Origin of the sequence: Pseudomonas grimontii (assembly GCF_007858185.1) — a bacterium.
In the GTDB taxonomy this organism is placed as follows: Bacteria; Pseudomonadota; Gammaproteobacteria; order Pseudomonadales; family Pseudomonadaceae; genus Aquipseudomonas; species Aquipseudomonas grimontii.
In genome coordinates, this window is the sequence record NZ_VFES01000015.1 from 167,086 (window position 1) to 182,782 (window position 15,697).

At 61.0% G+C, this 15,697-nt stretch carries 16 protein-coding genes and 1 pseudogene; 8 read left to right on the plus strand and 9 right to left on the minus strand.

What is annotated here, in order from left to right:
• Position 1: 1 nt before the first annotated feature.
• The 6 genes from FIV39_RS22620 to FIV39_RS22645 form a co-directional block, all read right to left on the minus strand.
• The gene (locus FIV39_RS22620) at positions 2-766 is read right to left on the minus strand and encodes an IclR family transcriptional regulator (RefSeq protein WP_090409928.1); all 765 of its coding nucleotides are present in this window, start codon (positions 764-766) and stop codon (positions 2-4) included.
• A gap of 168 nt (positions 767-934) precedes the next feature.
• On the minus strand, positions 935-1,324 hold the full coding sequence (locus FIV39_RS22625) for a RidA family protein (RefSeq protein ID WP_090403356.1): 390 nt from the start codon (positions 1,322-1,324) through the stop codon (positions 935-937).
• A gap of 16 nt (positions 1,325-1,340) precedes the next feature.
• Positions 1,341-2,123, minus strand: a complete 783-nt coding sequence (locus FIV39_RS22630) for an amino acid ABC transporter ATP-binding protein (protein ID WP_090403354.1) — start codon at positions 2,121-2,123, stop codon at positions 1,341-1,343.
• Complete coding sequence (locus FIV39_RS22635) at positions 2,120-2,782, minus strand: amino acid ABC transporter permease (RefSeq protein WP_090403352.1); 663 nt, start codon at positions 2,780-2,782, stop codon at positions 2,120-2,122. The genes FIV39_RS22630 and FIV39_RS22635 overlap by 4 nt, the downstream gene beginning before the upstream one ends.
• An 11-nt stretch (positions 2,783-2,793) precedes the next feature.
• Positions 2,794-3,456: an amino acid ABC transporter permease gene (locus tag FIV39_RS22640; protein WP_090403350.1), complete on the minus strand. Its 663-nt coding sequence runs from the start codon at positions 3,454-3,456 to the stop codon at positions 2,794-2,796.
• 52 nt (positions 3,457-3,508) lie between these two features.
• Positions 3,509-4,357 (minus strand): transporter substrate-binding domain-containing protein, encoded by an 849-nt coding sequence (locus tag FIV39_RS22645; protein ID WP_027608633.1) that lies wholly within the window; start codon positions 4,355-4,357, stop codon positions 3,509-3,511.
• A gap of 333 nt (positions 4,358-4,690) precedes the next feature.
• On the opposite strand from FIV39_RS22645, the gene FIV39_RS22650 reads away from it, so the two are divergent.
• Together FIV39_RS22650 and FIV39_RS22655 are read left to right on the plus strand one after the other, a co-directional pair.
• Positions 4,691-4,939 carry a hypothetical protein gene (locus tag FIV39_RS22650; RefSeq protein ID WP_090403348.1) on the plus strand — a complete coding sequence of 83 codons (249 nt, stop codon included), beginning with the start codon at positions 4,691-4,693 and terminating at the stop codon, positions 4,937-4,939.
• Positions 4,940-5,013: 74 nt separating this feature from the next.
• A pseudogene (locus tag FIV39_RS22655) lies at positions 5,014-5,304 on the plus strand (thioredoxin family protein); the annotation flags it as partial.
• 19 nt (positions 5,305-5,323) lie between these two features.
• Here the strand turns inward: FIV39_RS22655 and FIV39_RS22660 are convergent.
• From FIV39_RS22660 to rpiB, 3 genes are all read right to left on the minus strand, one after another.
• Positions 5,324-6,892, minus strand: a complete 1,569-nt coding sequence (locus tag FIV39_RS22660; RefSeq protein ID WP_090403346.1) for a TerC family protein — start codon at positions 6,890-6,892, stop codon at positions 5,324-5,326.
• A gap of 370 nt (positions 6,893-7,262) precedes the next feature.
• Positions 7,263-8,243 (minus strand): sugar-binding transcriptional regulator, encoded by a 981-nt coding sequence (locus FIV39_RS22665; RefSeq protein WP_027608636.1) that lies wholly within the window; start codon positions 8,241-8,243, stop codon positions 7,263-7,265.
• Between the two features lie 63 nt (positions 8,244-8,306).
• The gene (gene rpiB / locus FIV39_RS22670; protein ID WP_016969738.1) at positions 8,307-8,768 is read right to left on the minus strand and encodes a ribose 5-phosphate isomerase B; all 462 of its coding nucleotides are present in this window, start codon (positions 8,766-8,768) and stop codon (positions 8,307-8,309) included.
• Between the two features lie 283 nt (positions 8,769-9,051).
• Here rpiB and FIV39_RS22675 point away from each other — a divergent pair, with 283 nt between their 5' ends.
• From FIV39_RS22675 to FIV39_RS22700, 6 genes are all read left to right on the plus strand, one after another.
• The gene (locus FIV39_RS22675) at positions 9,052-10,539 is read left to right on the plus strand and encodes a sugar ABC transporter ATP-binding protein (protein WP_090403344.1); all 1,488 of its coding nucleotides are present in this window, start codon (positions 9,052-9,054) and stop codon (positions 10,537-10,539) included.
• A complete protein-coding gene (locus tag FIV39_RS22680; protein WP_027608638.1) occupies positions 10,536-11,513 on the plus strand; it encodes an ABC transporter permease in 978 nt (325 codons plus the stop codon). The genes FIV39_RS22675 and FIV39_RS22680 overlap by 4 nt, the downstream gene beginning before the upstream one ends.
• Positions 11,514-11,549: 36 nt before the next feature.
• Positions 11,550-12,557, plus strand: a complete 1,008-nt coding sequence (locus FIV39_RS22685; RefSeq protein ID WP_146371612.1) for a substrate-binding domain-containing protein — start codon at positions 11,550-11,552, stop codon at positions 12,555-12,557.
• 150 nt (positions 12,558-12,707) lie between these two features.
• A complete protein-coding gene (locus tag FIV39_RS22690; protein WP_090403340.1) occupies positions 12,708-13,463 on the plus strand; it encodes an SDR family oxidoreductase in 756 nt (251 codons plus the stop codon).
• A 28-nt stretch (positions 13,464-13,491) separates the two neighbouring features.
• The gene (locus FIV39_RS22695; RefSeq protein WP_090403338.1) at positions 13,492-14,607 is read left to right on the plus strand and encodes an MDR/zinc-dependent alcohol dehydrogenase-like family protein; all 1,116 of its coding nucleotides are present in this window, start codon (positions 13,492-13,494) and stop codon (positions 14,605-14,607) included.
• An 86-nt stretch (positions 14,608-14,693) separates the two neighbouring features.
• Positions 14,694-15,695 (plus strand): dihydroxyacetone kinase subunit DhaK, encoded by a 1,002-nt coding sequence (locus FIV39_RS22700; RefSeq protein ID WP_090403332.1) that lies wholly within the window; start codon positions 14,694-14,696, stop codon positions 15,693-15,695.
• The last annotated feature ends 2 nt before the right edge of the window (positions 15,696-15,697 follow it).

Consider the following 15,697-nt stretch of genomic DNA (forward strand, 5'->3'; position numbering starts at 1 on the left):
CCTATTCGTTGATGCGACGGGCCAGGTTGTTGGCGCTGTCGATCAACACCCGGCGATAGTCGTTGTAGTTTTTGCTGGCATCCGCCCGTGGGGCGACGATGCACAGGGTCGCAATGCTGACGCCCTGCGCGTCCCGGACCGGGGCGGCGAAGCAGTGGGTAAAGGTGTCGGCCACGCTGTCGAAGGAAAAGAAGCCATCGAGGGTGGCCTGGCGGATTTGCGCGAGGAAGGTCTCCAGCGGCAGGCGCTGGCCATCCGGCAGGATAAAGTCGTCGTGGTCGATCAGGTCGATGATCTGCTGATCGCTCAAGTGCCCCAGTAACAGGCGCCCGGACGCCGTCCATGGGATCGGCGCGTCTTCACCGATGTCCGAGGAAATGCGGAAATGCCGCTCGCCTTCACGCATCAGCGCCACGGTGTATTTGCGCCCGTTGAGCAGGCACATCTGCGCGGTTTCGTGGGTCTGGCTAACGATCTCCTGCAAGGCGTGATCGGCCTCGCGGGTCAGGTCGAAATGGCGCAGGTGCGCCTGGCCGAGGAAGTACAACTGACGGCCGAGGTAGACGTGACCGTCCTTGCCCACGGTTTCGAGGATGCGCCGCTCCAACAAGGAGGCGACCAGCTCGTAGACGGTGGATTTGGGACTGCCGATGCCGCTGGCAATATCATTCGGGCGCAGGGGCTGGCCGACTTCCTTGAGAAAATCGAGGATATCGAATGCACGGTCCAGGCCTTTGGCGCGGCGTTTGATGGTGTCTTCGGTCATGGCAATTTCGGTCCGGTCGAAATGGTAGGGCTGGCGCAGGTCCACTGTGGGAGGGGGCTTGCCCCCGATGGCGGCGTGTCAATCAACACATCTGTTACTGATACACCGCTATCGGGGGCAAGCCTCCTCCCACATTTGATCTCTGGTGGGCTTAAGAGTGGGGGCAATTTAGCCCTTTTTCTTGTAGGCCACGCAATCAATCTCGACTTTGCAGTCCACCATCATGTTGGCCTGCACGCAGGCCCGCGCCGGGGCGTGTTCCGGGGTGAAGTACTCGCCGAAGACCTTGTTGAAACTCCAGAAGTCCCGCGGGTCTTCCAGCCACACGCCCACCCGCACCACGTCTTTCAACTCGTAGCCGGCTTCTTCGAGGATCGCCACCACGTTGCGCATGGTCTGACGGGTTTGCTCGATGATCCCGCCGCTGATGATTTCGCCGTCCACCGCAGGCACTTGGCCCGAGACGTACAACCAGCCGTCCGCTTCCACAGCGCGGGCGAAGGGACGAGGCTGGCCACCGCCGGCAGTACTGCCGGCTCCGTAACGAGTGATGCTCATAAAACTTTGCTCCTGATTAAAAACGAATGTTCTTGAGAAATTCCGCCAGGCGCGGCGATTGCGGCCGCTCGAAGATGGCCTTCGACGAGCCCTGCTCTTCAATCCGGCCCTGGTTCATGAAGACGATCTGATCCGAGACTTCATAGGCAAAACGCATTTCGTGGGTGACCAGCAACATGGTCATGCCCTCTTCCGCCAGGCCCTTGATCACGCTGAGCACCTCACCCACCAATTCCGGGTCGAGGGCCGAGGTGACTTCGTCGAACAGCATCAGGCTGGGGTTCATCGCAATCGCGCGGGCAATCGCCACACGCTGCTGCTGGCCGCCGGACAACTGGCCGGGGAAGTGGTTGCGGCGCTCCAAAAGTCCTACGCGATCCAACCATTTTTCCGCGAGCGCTACTGCCTCGTCCTTAGGCATTTTCTTAACTTTCAATAAGCCCAGGGTCACGTTCTGCAACGCGCTCAAATGTGGGAACAGGTTGAACTGCTGGAACGCCATGCCGGTCATCGCCCGGTGCTGGGCGATCACGCGCTCGGGGTGACGCACGCGCTTGCCGCCGATCTCGCTGTAGCCGATGGACTCGCCGTCCAGGGTGATCTGCCCACCCTGGAATTCTTCCAGCAGGTTGACACAACGCAGCAGTGTGGTCTTGCCCGAGCCGCTGGAGCCGATCAACGTCACCACGTTGCCGCGCTGCATGGACAGGTCGACGCCCTTGAGCACTTCAACCTCGCCGTATTGTTTACGCAGGCCGCGAATGTCCAGCAGCGGTTGGGTTGTTTGAGGTTGGTTCATGGCAAGGCCACCCGCTTTTCAATGTAGCGCCCGAATAACTCGATGGCGTAGTTGATGACAAAGAACAGAAACCCGGCGAACAGGTAGAACTCCAGGGTCATGAAGGTACGCGCGATCACTTGCTGGGTGCTCAACAGCAATTCGGCGACGCCGATCACCGAGAGCAAGGTCGAGGCCTTGACGATTTCCGTCGAGGAATTGACCCAGGTCGGCAGGATCTGCCGCAGTGCCTGGGGCAACAGCACGTAGGCGAGTGACTGCCGGAATGTCAGGCCAATCGCCTTGCCGGCTTCCAACTGCCCACGGGGAATGGCTTGCAGCGCACCGCGCACGATTTCCGAAACGTGGGAACCGCAGAACAACGTGAGCCCGACGGCGCCGGCCTGGAATGCGCTGATTTTCCAGCCGAGCGCCGGCAGCATGTAGAAACACGCCAGCACCAGCACAAACACCGGGGTGCCACGGATCAAATCGACATACAGCCGAAACGGCGCACGCATCCAGAACTTGCCATACGTCAGCACCAGCCCGGCGAAGATACCGATCAGGGTGCCAAAGATAATCGCCAGCACCGAGCAATAAATGCTGGTCTGAAACCCCGCCCAGAGGGTATCCCGGGCGATCCACAACTCATGCAGCCAGCTGGGAGACTCGTACATGGAAACCCTCCTTAACGACGGATCGCCAAACGCTGTTCCAAGTAACGGAGCAGCATGGCAATGAGGTAACAGGCCGCCACGTAGAGCGCGGTCGTGACCAGCCAGGTTTCAATCACCCGGTAGCTTTCGACGTTGATCTTGCGGGCGTAATAGGTCAGCTCCGGCACCGCGATGGCGGCGGCCAGGGAGGTGTCCTTGAACAGCGATATAAAGTTGTTCGACAGCGCGGGCAGCACGTTGCGCAGCATCACCGGCACGGTGATATAGGCGCGGATCCGCCATTCCCCCAGGCCGATGGCCAAGCCGGCTTCGCGCAAGCCCTTGGGAATATTCAACAGCCCGGCGCGGAACACCTCGGTCAGGTAGGCACCGGCGTACAGCGACAGGGTGATGATGAACGACGGGATCTTGTCCAGGCGGATGCCCAGGCTGGGTAAGGCGAAGTAGATCAACAGGATCAGCACCAGGATCGGCGTATTACGGATCACCGTCACATAGACCGAGGCGAAGATGCGCAACGCGCGGTGCCTGGACAGCATGGCAAACGCCATCAACAGGCCGATCACGCAGCCGATGGCGATCGACAGCAAGGCCAGTTGCAGGCCCAGGCCGAGCCCCGCCAGCAAGGTGTCGAAATCGCGCCACACGGCGGCAAAGTTCAACTGATAGTTCATGGTCAGCAGTACCTGATTGGGGCGCCGTGACGGCCGCCCCGATTATTCCGAATCACTTGAATTCAACAGGGAAACCAATCGCCGGCTCTGGCAGGTCTACACCGAACCACTGCTTGAACGAGGCCTTGTAGGTGGGGAACTCCACACCGGTCATGGCTTCATGCAGCGCGGTATTGACGAAGTTCAGCCAGTCCTGGTCGCCACGCTTGACCGCACACGCATAGGTTTGCGGGCTCCAGGCGTAGGCCGGGCTGCGGTAGCGGCCGGGGTTCTGCACCATCAGGTACTTGACCGAGGACTGGTCGGTGGCGGCGGCATCGGCGCGGCCGGAATTCACGGCCTGGTACATCAGGTCGACGCTGTCGTACTGGTCGACCTTGGCCTTGGGCAATGCCTGGTGCACCAGTTCTTCGGCGTACACGTTCTGCAGCACGGCCACGGTGACGCCATCGCCCGCCGCCTGCAGGTCTTCGATTTCCTTGTACTTGCTGTTGTTCGGCAGCAGCAGGCCCACGCCTTCGCGGTAGTACGGCAGCGTGAACGCCACTTGCTGCGCACGGCTGGCGGTGACGGTGATGAACTGGCAGCTCATGTCGACCTTGTCGGTCAGCAGGTTGGGAATGCGGGCGTCGGAGGACTGCACCACAAACTCGACCTTGCTCGGGTCGTTGAACAAGCCCTTGGCCACAATGCGACCGATATCGATATCAAAACCCTGCAACTTGCCATCCGCTCCCTGGAAGTGCCACGGCGCATTGGTACTGCCTGTACCCACGATCAGGTGCCCACGCTTGAGCACATCATCGAGCTTGCTGTCCGCCGCCTGCACGATGCCTGCGAGGGAAGCCGATGCGGCGAAGAGAAAAACACACGCTTTAAACACGGAAGGTCGGTGATGCATGACAAGCACTCCAGGAGTTGTGTATTCCGCTATACCGGAACTTAGTATGTAACAACGGAATAGACAGCAGAAAGTGTGCCACACGCACCGAGGGAAACCTATGGCTTGGATAAATTGCTTAGTAATCAGTTAGATAAATCGCAACCTGAAATGCGGCGTTGCGCCAGCACTTGCAAGCGGATTGCTACCCAAGGCCTCACACGGTGGTGACAGCACGATTCAAGTGCGTCACCGCCCCGTTACTACGCACACCGACAGTGCACCCGCCCGATGGAAAATCCACTGTGCTGGACTAGCCTTTGGCACACCCCTCATGACAAGGACCGCAGTCCGATGAAGCTCAGTCTCACCCTGGTCTTGCTGTGTTTTCTGGCGGCCGGCAGCGCCTCGGCCAACAACGACCGCCGCGAATGCAAAGAAGAACTGCGCAAACTCAAGGAAGCCTTCGACGCCAACTACAGCAGCCAGAATCACCATGGCTATCGCCGCGCCAAGGCGTCCCGTGACAATGAGGAATACCGCAAGTGCGCGAGCCAGGCGCGCAAGGCCCGGGAACGTGCGGAGCGTGATGTGGACCTGTGAAGGTTGACAGTAGACGGTGGCGGTCCCCGAGCTTAGCGTTGGCGAAAGCCTGTGCGACTCAAAGGGAGATGATCATGGGGATTGCCACTGCAACCATTGCCAATACCGAAGACTACCGGCGCGTGCTGAGCACTTCGCGCCCGGTGTTCATGCTGTTTGTCTCAGATCACTGCCCAGCCTGCGGAGTGTCCGGGCCACTGTTTGAGCTGATCGCCGCCCAGTATCGATCAGTGGTTAGCCTGGTGCTTGATTGCGCGAAAACGCCCAGGCACCCAGAGGTGACAGGCACCCCGACGCTGCTGATCTTCCAGAACGGCACCTTGATGGAAACATTCAAAGGTTTCGGACCCGAGGAGCAGCAAGCGCAGTTTATGGAGGACACCTTCAGGCGCTATGCACGCCGCAAGGGTGCAATAACACCTGCGTCACCCGCCGCTCCTCCACCGCTGCCACCGTCAGGCGCCAGCCCTCATGCTCCAGGCTATCGCCCACCACCGGCAGGCGGTCGAGCAGGCTCATTACCAGACCGGCCAGGGTCTGGTAATCCTCGGTCGCGACAGCCTTGAAGCCGGTACGTTGACGAATCTGGGTGAGGTTCAAGGCGCCATTGGCTCGGAAGCCAGCGCCCTCCTCGACAATATCCGGCCCTTCGATCTCGCTGGCATCGGGCAATTCACCGGCGATGGATTCAAGAATGTCGGTCATGCTCAACACGCCCATGAAGTCACCGAATTCGTTGATCACGAAGGCAATATGGGTCGATTCCTGGCGCATCTGTTCCAGGGCGTTGAGGATCGAAAAGCTCTCCAGCAGGTTGATCGCCCGACGCGCGAGGTGTTCCAGGTTCGGCTCGTTGCCGGCCAGGTATTCCTTGAGCAGTTCCTTCTTGTGCACGAAGCCCAGCGGCTCATCCACCGCGCCATTACGGATCAACGGCAGGCGCGAATAGGACGAATGCATCAGTTTCAGGCGAATCGTGTCGGGATCATCCGCCAGGTCGATAAAGTCGACCTTGGCGCGCGGCGTCATCAAGGTGCGAATCGGCCGCTCGGCCAGTTGCAGCACACCGCTGATCATCACCCGCTCACGCCGGTCGAACAGCGGCCCTTGCGCTGCATCCGTCTCGCCCAACAGGTCGGCCACGTCTTCATCCACTTCTTCCACCGCCAGGCTGCGGCCGCCGAGCAAGCGCATCACCGCATGGGCCGTCCGCTCACGCACCGGCAATACACCCTGTGCAGATTTCTTGCGACGCGCGCGGGCAATCTGGTTGAACACCTCGATCAGGATCGAGAAACCAATCGCCGCGTACAGATAGCCCTTGGGAATATGGAAACCCAGGCCTTCGGCGGTCAGGGCAAAACCGATCATCATCAGGAAGCCCAGGCACAGCATGATCACCGTCGGGTGGGCGTTGACGAAGCGCGTGAGCGGCTTACTCGCGACGATCATCAGGCCGATGGAAATGATCACCGCGATCATCATCACCGCCAACTCATCCACCATGCCGACGGCAGTAATCACCGCATCCAGGGAAAACACCGCATCGAGCACCACGATCTGCGCCACGATCGGCCAGAACATGGCGTACGCCACGTTGCCGGTGCGCTGGGCCACATGACCTTCCAGGCGTTCGTGCAATTCCATGGTGGCCTTGAACAACAGGAACACACCGCCGAACAGCATGATCAGGTCACGCCCGGAGAAGCTCTTGTCGAACACCTCGAACAGCGGCTGGGTGAGGGTCACCAACCAGGAAATACTCGCCAGCAGGCCCAGGCGCATCAGCAACGCCAGGGACAAACCGATCAACCGCGCACGGTCACGTTGCTCCGGCGGGAGCTTGTCCGCCAGGATCGCAATAAACACCAGGTTGTCGATGCCCAGCACCAGTTCCAGCACAATCAAGGTCAACAGGCCGAGCCAGGCCGTTGGATCCGCTAACCATTCCATTTATAAAGTCTCTGTATTCAGGTGTTCAGAATGCCGGACACGGCAATGCGCGGTCAGTGGACCGGGACAAGGTTAGCTGTCGGAATACGGGGTGCTTCAGGGGGAACAGCGGCAGCAAATGTCTTGGGGAAAGACGACTGGGAGGCTCCGAGAGGATGTTCATGCACGTCCTGAAATAACAAAAGGACTTGAATCCTACAGGCGAAATACAAATTTCCCACAATGCAAAACTATTACAAAACCTGTCTTCGAACCCCACACAAAATCATGTGGGAGGGGGCTTGCCCCCGATGAGGGTGTGTCAGTAAATGCAACTGTGACTGACCCACCACCATCGGGGGCAAGCCCCCCACATTTGAGCACGGGCGTGTCAGGTTTTACGGGTTGCATCGTCCAGCGCCAGGATGGTGTGGGCATTCGTCACCGTCGTCGCCAACGTATTGATCACCCCCGACCGCAGCGCCCCCAACGTCGCCGCTGCCTTGGTGTTCTCGCTGGCAATCGCCACCACGTCCGGGATGCGAAACAACTCCTGCACCGTCAACCCGATCACCCGCCCCTGAATCGCGTTGACCGCCGGCTGGCCGTGAATATCGATGAAGTCATAGCCCATCATGTCGCCCACGGTGCCGGACAGCCGCGCCTGGGCAATCTCCTGGGGCGAGAACCAGCCCATGCGCACCATGTTGCTGTTCTCGCTCATGTCACCGATGCCGATCAGCGCCATGTCTGCCCGCCGCGCGCGGTCGAGGGTGGAGCGCACCGTGTCGTTATTGATCAACACACCGCGCAGCTCCGGGTTGGCCACCAGGGCCGGGGCGTACAGGCTTTCACTCTCGCCGCCAAAGCGCAGGGCCAGGCGCCGGCAGATATGGTCGGGGTTCATGTATTCACCGGCCTTGAGCGAACCACCGATGGCGCAGACAAATGTGCAGTTGCGCGTCACCGGCAGGAACACGTTATCGGCCACGGCCCCGACATTGCGGCCCATGCCGACGGCGACGATCATGCCGTCGCTCAAGGTCTTGTTCAGGTAGTTGGCCACCAGGCTGGCGACGGCCGAGCGCTGGGTATCGGGATCGCTGTGATCGACCGCGATCAACGCACGATCCAGCTTGAAGCGCGCCACCAGCGCCTGTTCCAGCTCGTTGTTCATCGCCGGGTGCTGCAATACGCGCACCTCGACAATGCCTTCGTCCCGCGCACGTTTGAGCAGCCGGCTGACTTTTGCCCGCGACAGGTCGAAGCGCTTGGCGATGGCTTCCTGAGTGACGTTCTCGAGGTAATAGAGCATCGCCACTTCAGTCATCTGATCAATATCACTGGCCATGCGCTGGGTACTGTCACTCATGGGGACGGGCTTCCGTTTCGGCGTCAAAGGCGCATTCTCCCGACTCTTGCCCTGCTACGTCCACTATTGATGCCCATCGCGCTCGATCGCATTGATGCGCTCGACCTTGGCCCCGGAACGTGCCGCCTCGAACTCCGACTCCAGGAACGACTTGACGATGCTTTTCGCCAGTTCGGCGCCGATCACCCGCGCGCCGATAGACAGGATCTGCGCATCGTTGCTCTTGCGCGCCCGCTCTGCCGAGTAGGTGTCATGGGCCTGGGCCGCACGAATCCCGAGCACCTTGTTGGCCGAGATCGCCATGCCGATCCCCGTGCCGCACACCAGCACGCCCAGGCGCTGCTGCCCGGCATTGATGGCGGTGGCCACGGCCAGGGCGATGTCCGGGTACAACACCGGCGCGGTGGAATGGGTGCCGAAGTCGGTCACCGGATAGCCCAGCGCCTCGATATGGCGCTTTAACAGCTCCTTGAGCTCAAAACCCGCTTCATCGCATCCGATAGCCACCGGGAAAGGTGTGTTCATGGCGTCTGGCTCCGCTGCCGTGATCTTGCTTACGACTGATCAATTGATCACTCAATGAAATATCTCTCATCCATTTCGCGGGCTTTACCCCCTTTCTGTCAAGCATGATTTAACTGACTCGCCAGTCAAAGCGCTCTAAAAAAGGGTAATCCCCGCAAAAGAGCAGAATCACAGCATTTACATGAAAGAGATTGACTGATCAGAATTTCATTTGATACACATATGATCACAGCGAAACATGACTGTGCGACCTAATAAGAATTCACAGCACGAGGACACGCCGATGGCCACGCCATTACTGCTCCAGGCTGAACACGTCGCCAAGGCTTATGCCGGCATCCCTGCCCTGCGTGACGGGCGTCTCTCTCTGCGAGCCGGTAGCGTTCACGCCCTGTGCGGCGGCAATGGCGCAGGCAAGTCGACTTTCCTGAGCATCCTGATGGGCATTACCCAGCGTGATGCCGGCAGCATTCTGCTCAACGGCACCTCCGTACAGTTCAACCGCCCCAGCGAAGCCCTCGCGGCGGGGATCGCGATGATCACCCAGGAACTGGAACCGATCCCCTACATGACCGTTGCCGAAAACATCTGGCTGGGCCGTGAACCGCGTCGCGCCGGCTGTATCGTCGACAACAAGGCCTTGAACCGCCGCACCCGCGAACTGCTGGAAAGCCTGGAATTTGATGTAGACGCCACCAGCCCCATGCACCGCCTGAGCGTGGCGCAGATCCAGCTGGTGGAAATCGCCAAGGCGTTCAGCCATGAATGCCAGGTGATGATCATGGACGAGCCCACCTCGGCCATTGGCGAGCGCGAAGCCGAAACCCTGTTCAAGGCGATCCGCCGCCTCACCGCGCGCGGCGCCGGCATCGTGTATGTGTCGCACCGCTTGAGCGAGCTGGCGCAGATCGCCGATGACTACAGCATTTTCCGCGACGGCGCCTTTGTGGAAAGCGGGCGCATGGCCGACATCGACCGCGACCATCTGGTGCGCGGCATCGTTGGCCAGGAGCTGACTCGCATCGACCACAAGGTCGGCCGCGAGTGTGCTGCCGACACCTGCCTGCAAGTCGACAACCTCAGCCGCGCCGGCGAGTTCCACGACATCAGCCTGCAGCTGCGCCAGGGTGAAATCCTCGGTATATACGGCCTGATGGGCTCGGGACGCAGTGAATTCCTCAATTGCATCTATGGCCTGACCGTGGCGGACTCCGGCAGCGTCACCCTGCAAGGCAAGCCCATGCCCATCGGCCTGCCCAAGGCAACCATCAATGCCGGCATGTCGCTGGTCACCGAAGACCGCAAGGACAGCGGCCTGGTGCTGACCGGCAGCATTCTTTCCAACATCGCCCTGTCGGCCTACAAGCGCCTGTCGAGCTGGTCGTTGATCAATGCGCGCAAGGAAACCCAGCTGGCCCAGGACATGGTCAAGCGCCTGCAGATCAAAACCACCTCGTTGGAACTGCCGGTGGCGTCCATGAGCGGCGGCAACCAACAGAAAGTGGTGCTCGCCAAATGCCTGTCGACCGAACCGGTGTGCCTGCTCTGCGATGAGCCGACCCGGGGTATCGATGAGGGCGCCAAGCAGGAGATCTACCACCTGCTGGATCAATTCGTGCGCGCCGGTGGCGCCGCCATCGTGGTGTCGTCGGAAGCCCCGGAACTGTTGCACCTGAGTGATCGCATCGCCGTCTTCAAGGGCGGTCGCCTGGTGACCATCAGCACCGACACCGCCCTTTCCCAGGAAGCCTTGTTGAGTCTTGCCTCATGAATGCCAAAACCATTGCCGCCCCCATCACCACAGCGCCGCGCAACCGCCTGCGCCTGTCCCTCGACCGTTTCGGCCTGCCGCTGGTGTTTATCCTGCTGTGTGTGGTGATGGCGTTTTCCAGCGAGTACTTCATGACCTGGCGCAACTGGATGGACATCCTGCGCCAGACCTCCATCAACGGCATCCTCGCGGTGGGCATGACCTACGTAATCCTGACCAAGGGCATCGACCTTTCCGTAGGCTCGATCCTGGCCTTTGCCGGATTGTGCAGCGCCATGGTCGCGACCCAGGGCTACGGGCTGCTGGCGGCGGTGAGTGCAGGGATGTTTGCCGGCGCGATGCTCGGCGTGGTCAACGGCTTTATGGTCGCCAACCTGTCGATCCCACCGTTCGTGGCCACCCTCGGCATGCTCAGCATTGCGCGCGGCATGACCTTCATCCTCAACGACGGCAGCCCGATCACCGACCTGCCCGACGCCTACCTGGCGCTGGGCATCGGCAAGATCGGCCCGATTGGCGTGCCGATCATCATCTTCGCCGTGGTCGCGCTGATCTTCTGGATGGTGCTGCGCTACACCACCTACGGCCGCTACGTGTATGCGGTGGGTGGCAATGAAAAAAGCGCGCGCACCTCCGGGATCGGCGTGCGCAAGGTGATGTTTTCGGTGTACGTGGTGTCCGGCCTGCTCGCCGGGTTGGCGGGCGTGGTGTTGTCGGCACGCACCACCTCCGCCCTGCCCCAGGCCGGGGTGTCTTATGAGCTGGACGCGATTGCCGCCGTGGTCATCGGCGGCACCAGCCTGTCGGGCGGCACCGGCAGCATTGTCGGCACGCTGTTCGGTGCGTTGTTGATCGGCGTGATCAACAACGGCCTGAATCTGCTCGGCGTGTCCTCCTATTACCAGCAGGTCGCCAAGGGCCTGATCATCGTGTTTGCAGTACTGATCGACGTGTGGCGCAAGAAAAAACGCTAGAGAACGACCACTACAACAATAACCGGAGTTCCCCCCATGAAACTTGGTACCACCTTGGCCGCCGCGGCGGCTCTCTCCCTGCTCGCCAGCAGTATCGCAACAGCTGCCGATGGCAAGACCTACAAAGTCGGCGCGGCCGTTTATGGCCTCAAGGGCCAGTTCATGCAGAACTGGGTCCGCGAGCTCAAGGAACACCCGGCGGTCAAGGACGGCACCGTGCAGTTGACCGTGTTCGACGGCAACTACGACGCCCTGACCCAGAGCAACCAGATCGAAAACATGGTCACCCAGCGCTACGACGCGATCCTGTTCGTGCCGATCGACACCAAGGCCGGCGTCGGCACTGTCAAGCAAGCCATGAGCAACGACGTGGTGGTTATCGCCTCCAACACCAAAGTCGCCGACGCCTCGGTGCCCTACGTCGGTAACGATGATGTGGAAGGCGGCCGCCTGCAGGCCCAGGCCATGGTCGACAAGCTCAATGGCAAGGGCAACGTGGTGATCATCCAGGGCCCGATTGGCCAGTCGGCGCAGATCGACCGGGAAAAAGGCGAACTGGAAGTGCTGGGCAAGCACCCGGACATCAAGATCATCGAGAAGAAGACCGCCAACTGGGACCGCGCCCAGGCCCTGGCGCTGACCGAAGACTGGCTGAACGCCCACCCCAAAGGCATCAACGGCGTGATCGCACAGAACGACGACATGGCCCTCGGCGCCGTGCAGGCCCTCAAATCCCACGGCCTGACGTCCAAGGATGTGCCCGTCACCTCTATCGACGGCATGCCGGACGCAATCCAGGCGGCGAAAAAAGACGAAGTCACCACCTTCCTCCAGGACGCCCAGGCCCAGTCCCAAGGCGCGCTGGACGTGGCCCTGCGCGCGCTGGCCGGTAAGGACTATAAGCCGCAGTCGGTGATCTGGGAGCGCTATGCCAAGGACGTGAAGTGGGGTGATGGCACGGCCAAGACCTACATCCTGCCGTGGGTGCCTGTGACTAACGCCAACGCCGATGCGCTGTACAAACAAGTCAGCAGCGGTAAGTAGTTATTGACTTGAAATACAGTCAAGTGTGGGAGGGGGCTTGCTCCCGATGGCGGTGTACCAGTGATAGATCAGGTGACTGACCCACCGCCATCGGGGGCAAGCCCCCTCCCACATGAGATCTTCACTGTTTTCGAAAATGGAGTCATGTAAATGTCTGGATTCTGGAACCAAGCCTTCGACCTCAGCGGTCGTTGCGCGGTGATCACCGGCGGCGCCGCCGGTATCGGCCTGGCCTGCGCCAGCCTGCTGGTGGAGCGCGGCGCCCGCGTGGCCTTGCTCGACCGCGACCCGGCGGTGGTTGAAGTGGCCGCGAGCCTGGGCGCCGGGCATCTGGGCATTGCCGTCGACCTTAGCCAGATCAACCAGGTGCAACACACCATCGACCAGGTCTTCGAACACTTCCAACGCCTGGACTACCTGATCAACAGCGCCGGCGTGGCCCTGCTGGACAAGGCTGTCGATGTCAGCGAAAGCGCCTGGGACACCACCCTGGACATCAACCTCAAGGCCAGCTTTTTCGTGGCCCAGGCCTGCGCCCGGCACATGCTGGCCCAAGGCAGTGGGCGCATTATCAACCTCGCGTCCCAGGCCGCAGTGATCGGCCTCGACCGGCACGTCGCCTACTGCGCCAGCAAAGCGGCCATCGTCGGCATGACCAAAGTGCTGGCCATGGAATGGGCACCGCACATCAACGTCAACGCCATCTCCCCCACCATCGTCGAGACCGCGCTGGGCAAGAAGGCCTGGGCCGGAGAAATCGGCGAACGCGCCAAATTGCAGATCCCGGCGGGCCGCTTTGCACAACCGGAAGAAATCGCCGGGCTGGCGCTGTACCTGCTCAGCGATGCCGCGCAGATGATCACCGGCGCCAACATGGTGATCGACGGCGGCTACAGCATTCAGTAATTCATTTTATCTGTCGTGAGGCTCTGTCATGTCCACCGTCACCGAACGCACACCCGAACAACTCTCCCCGGTCATCCCGAAAACCATGCAGGCCGTGGTTTGCCATGGCCCGGAAGACTATCGCCTGGAAACCGTCGACGTACCCACGCCCGGCCCTGATGAAATCCTCACCAAGGTCGAGCTGTGCGGCATTTGCATGGGCGACATCAAGACTTATCGCGGCGCGCCGTCATTCTGGGGCGATGCCGAACAACCGCGCTACGTAAAGCCGCCGATGATCCCCGGCCATGAGTTCGTCTGTCGCGTGGTCGCCCTGGGGCCCGGCGCGGAAAAGCGCGGCGTGAAGGTCGGTGACCGAGTGATCTCGGAGCAGATCGTGCCCTGCTGGGGCTGCCGCTTCTGCAACCACGGCCAATACTGGATGTGCCAGAAACACGACCTCTATGGTTTCCAGAACAATGTGCAGGGCGCCATGGCCCAGTACATGATCTTCACCAAGGAAGGCATCATTCACAAAGTACCGGAATCCATCGCCCCCGACGAAGCGATCCTGATCGAACCCCTGGCCTGCTCACTGCATGCGGCGGAGCGCGCCAACGTCGACCATGACGACATTGTGGTGGTCGCCGGTGCCGGCACCCTGGGCCTGGGCATCATCGGCGCCGTGCGCTTGCGCAACCCGAAAAAACTCATCGTGCTCGACATGAAACCCGAACGCGCCGCCCTCGCCCTGCGCATGGGGGCCGACGAAGTGTGGAACCCGGCCGAAGTCGACGTCATGGCCAAGATTCGCGCGATCACCGACGGCTACGGCTGCGACATCTATATCGAGGCCACCGGGCACCACAAGGCAGTGAACCAGGGCCTGGCGATGCTGCGCAAGCTGGGCCGATTCGTTGAGTTCAGCGTGTTCAACGATGAGGCGACGGTGGACTGGTCGATCATCGGCGACCGCAAGGAGCTGGACATCCTCGGCTCGCACCTGGGCCCGTATATGTACCCGCGGGCCATCGACTTTATCGGCAACCGCAAGATTGATATGCGCGACGTGGTGACCCACAAATTCGCCCTGGCGGACTTCAAGGAAGCGTTTGCGGTGATGGAGCGTGGCGACAAGTCGCTCAAGGTTGTACTCGAGCCGTAAGACCACTAACTATCCAAATGTGGAAGGGGGCAAGCCCCCTCCCACACTGGCTAGCGGTGAACCAATAAAAAACAGGAACCCGCGTTATGAATCGAGTCATCAACGATCCGGACCAAGTGGTCGAGGACATGCTGCGCGGCATCCTGGTCGCGCACCCCGAACTGCGCCAATACGAGAGCAACCCACGGGTGATCGTCAAGGCCAGGCCTTCCGGGCCAGGCCGTGTCGGCATTGTCACGGGCGGAGGTTCCGGCCATGAGCCGGCGTTTCTCGGCTATGTCGGCCCCGGCCTGGTCGATGCCGTGGCCGTCGGCGAAGTGTTCTCCTCGCCCACCGCCAAGAGCTTTTTCGACGCCTTTCGCGCCGCCGACCATGGCGCTGGCGTGGCCTGCCTGTACGGCAACTATGCCGGCGACAATATGAACGTGAAGCTGGCGATGAAAATGGCCGCCAGCAAAGACATGCGCATCCGCACCGTAGTCGCCAACGACGACGTGGCTTCCGCGCCCAAGGCCGAGATCGCCAAGCGCCGTGGCGTGGCCGGGGAAATCTTCATGTGGAAGATCGGCGGCGCCGCAGCCGCCCAGCATTACGACCTGGACGGTGTGATTCGCGTCGCGCAGAAAACCGTCGACCACTGCCGCTCGATTGGCATCGGCCTCACGCCCTGCACCATTGCCGCCGTGGGCAAGCCGAACTTCCAGATCGCTGACGGCCAGATGGAACTGGGCATCGGTCATCACGGCGAACCGGGCATTGAGGTTGTCCCGATCGAATCCGCCGCCGCCATGGCCGAGCGCATGCTCGCGCCGATCCTCGCCGACCGCGACTTCAGCCAGGACGACAGCGTGGTGGTGCTGGTCTCCGGCCTCGGCGCCACGCCGGTGATGGAGTTGTATATTTTCTACGCCGAGGTCGAGAGACAGCTCAAGGCCAAGGGCTTGAAGATTCACCGTTGCTACGTCGGCAACTACTTCACCTCCCTGGAAATGATGGGCGTGACCCTGACCCTGCTCGGCCTCGACGCGGAGCTGAAAACCCTGATCGACCAACCCTGCCGCTCCATCGGCATGACCCAGGCGGACTGAAC

Bases quoted from the DNA above. Each gene is read 5' to 3' on its own strand.
- FIV39_RS22620 (WP_090409928.1), bottom strand. From the start codon at position 766: ATGACCGAAGACACCATCAAACGCCGCGCCAAAGGCCTGGACCGTGCA.
- FIV39_RS22625 (WP_090403356.1), bottom strand. From the start codon at position 1,324: ATGAGCATCACTCGTTACGGAGCCGGCAGTACTGCCGGCGGTGGCCAG.
- FIV39_RS22630 (WP_090403354.1), bottom strand. From the start codon at position 2,123: ATGAACCAACCTCAAACAACCCAACCGCTGCTGGACATTCGCGGCCTG.
- FIV39_RS22635 (WP_090403352.1), bottom strand. From the start codon at position 2,782: ATGTACGAGTCTCCCAGCTGGCTGCATGAGTTGTGGATCGCCCGGGAT.
- FIV39_RS22640 (WP_090403350.1), bottom strand. From the start codon at position 3,456: ATGAACTATCAGTTGAACTTTGCCGCCGTGTGGCGCGATTTCGACACC.
- FIV39_RS22645 (WP_027608633.1), bottom strand. From the start codon at position 4,357: ATGCATCACCGACCTTCCGTGTTTAAAGCGTGTGTTTTTCTCTTCGCC.
- FIV39_RS22650 (WP_090403348.1), top strand. From the start codon at position 4,691: ATGAAGCTCAGTCTCACCCTGGTCTTGCTGTGTTTTCTGGCGGCCGGC.
- FIV39_RS22660 (WP_090403346.1), bottom strand. From the start codon at position 6,892: ATGGAATGGTTAGCGGATCCAACGGCCTGGCTCGGCCTGTTGACCTTG.
- FIV39_RS22665 (WP_027608636.1), bottom strand. From the start codon at position 8,243: ATGAGTGACAGTACCCAGCGCATGGCCAGTGATATTGATCAGATGACT.
- rpiB (WP_016969738.1), bottom strand. From the start codon at position 8,768: ATGAACACACCTTTCCCGGTGGCTATCGGATGCGATGAAGCGGGTTTT.
- FIV39_RS22675 (WP_090403344.1), top strand. From the start codon at position 9,052: ATGGCCACGCCATTACTGCTCCAGGCTGAACACGTCGCCAAGGCTTAT.
- FIV39_RS22680 (WP_027608638.1), top strand. From the start codon at position 10,536: ATGAATGCCAAAACCATTGCCGCCCCCATCACCACAGCGCCGCGCAAC.
- FIV39_RS22685 (WP_146371612.1), top strand. From the start codon at position 11,550: ATGAAACTTGGTACCACCTTGGCCGCCGCGGCGGCTCTCTCCCTGCTC.
- FIV39_RS22690 (WP_090403340.1), top strand. From the start codon at position 12,708: ATGTCTGGATTCTGGAACCAAGCCTTCGACCTCAGCGGTCGTTGCGCG.
- FIV39_RS22695 (WP_090403338.1), top strand. From the start codon at position 13,492: ATGTCCACCGTCACCGAACGCACACCCGAACAACTCTCCCCGGTCATC.
- FIV39_RS22700 (WP_090403332.1), top strand. From the start codon at position 14,694: ATGAATCGAGTCATCAACGATCCGGACCAAGTGGTCGAGGACATGCTG.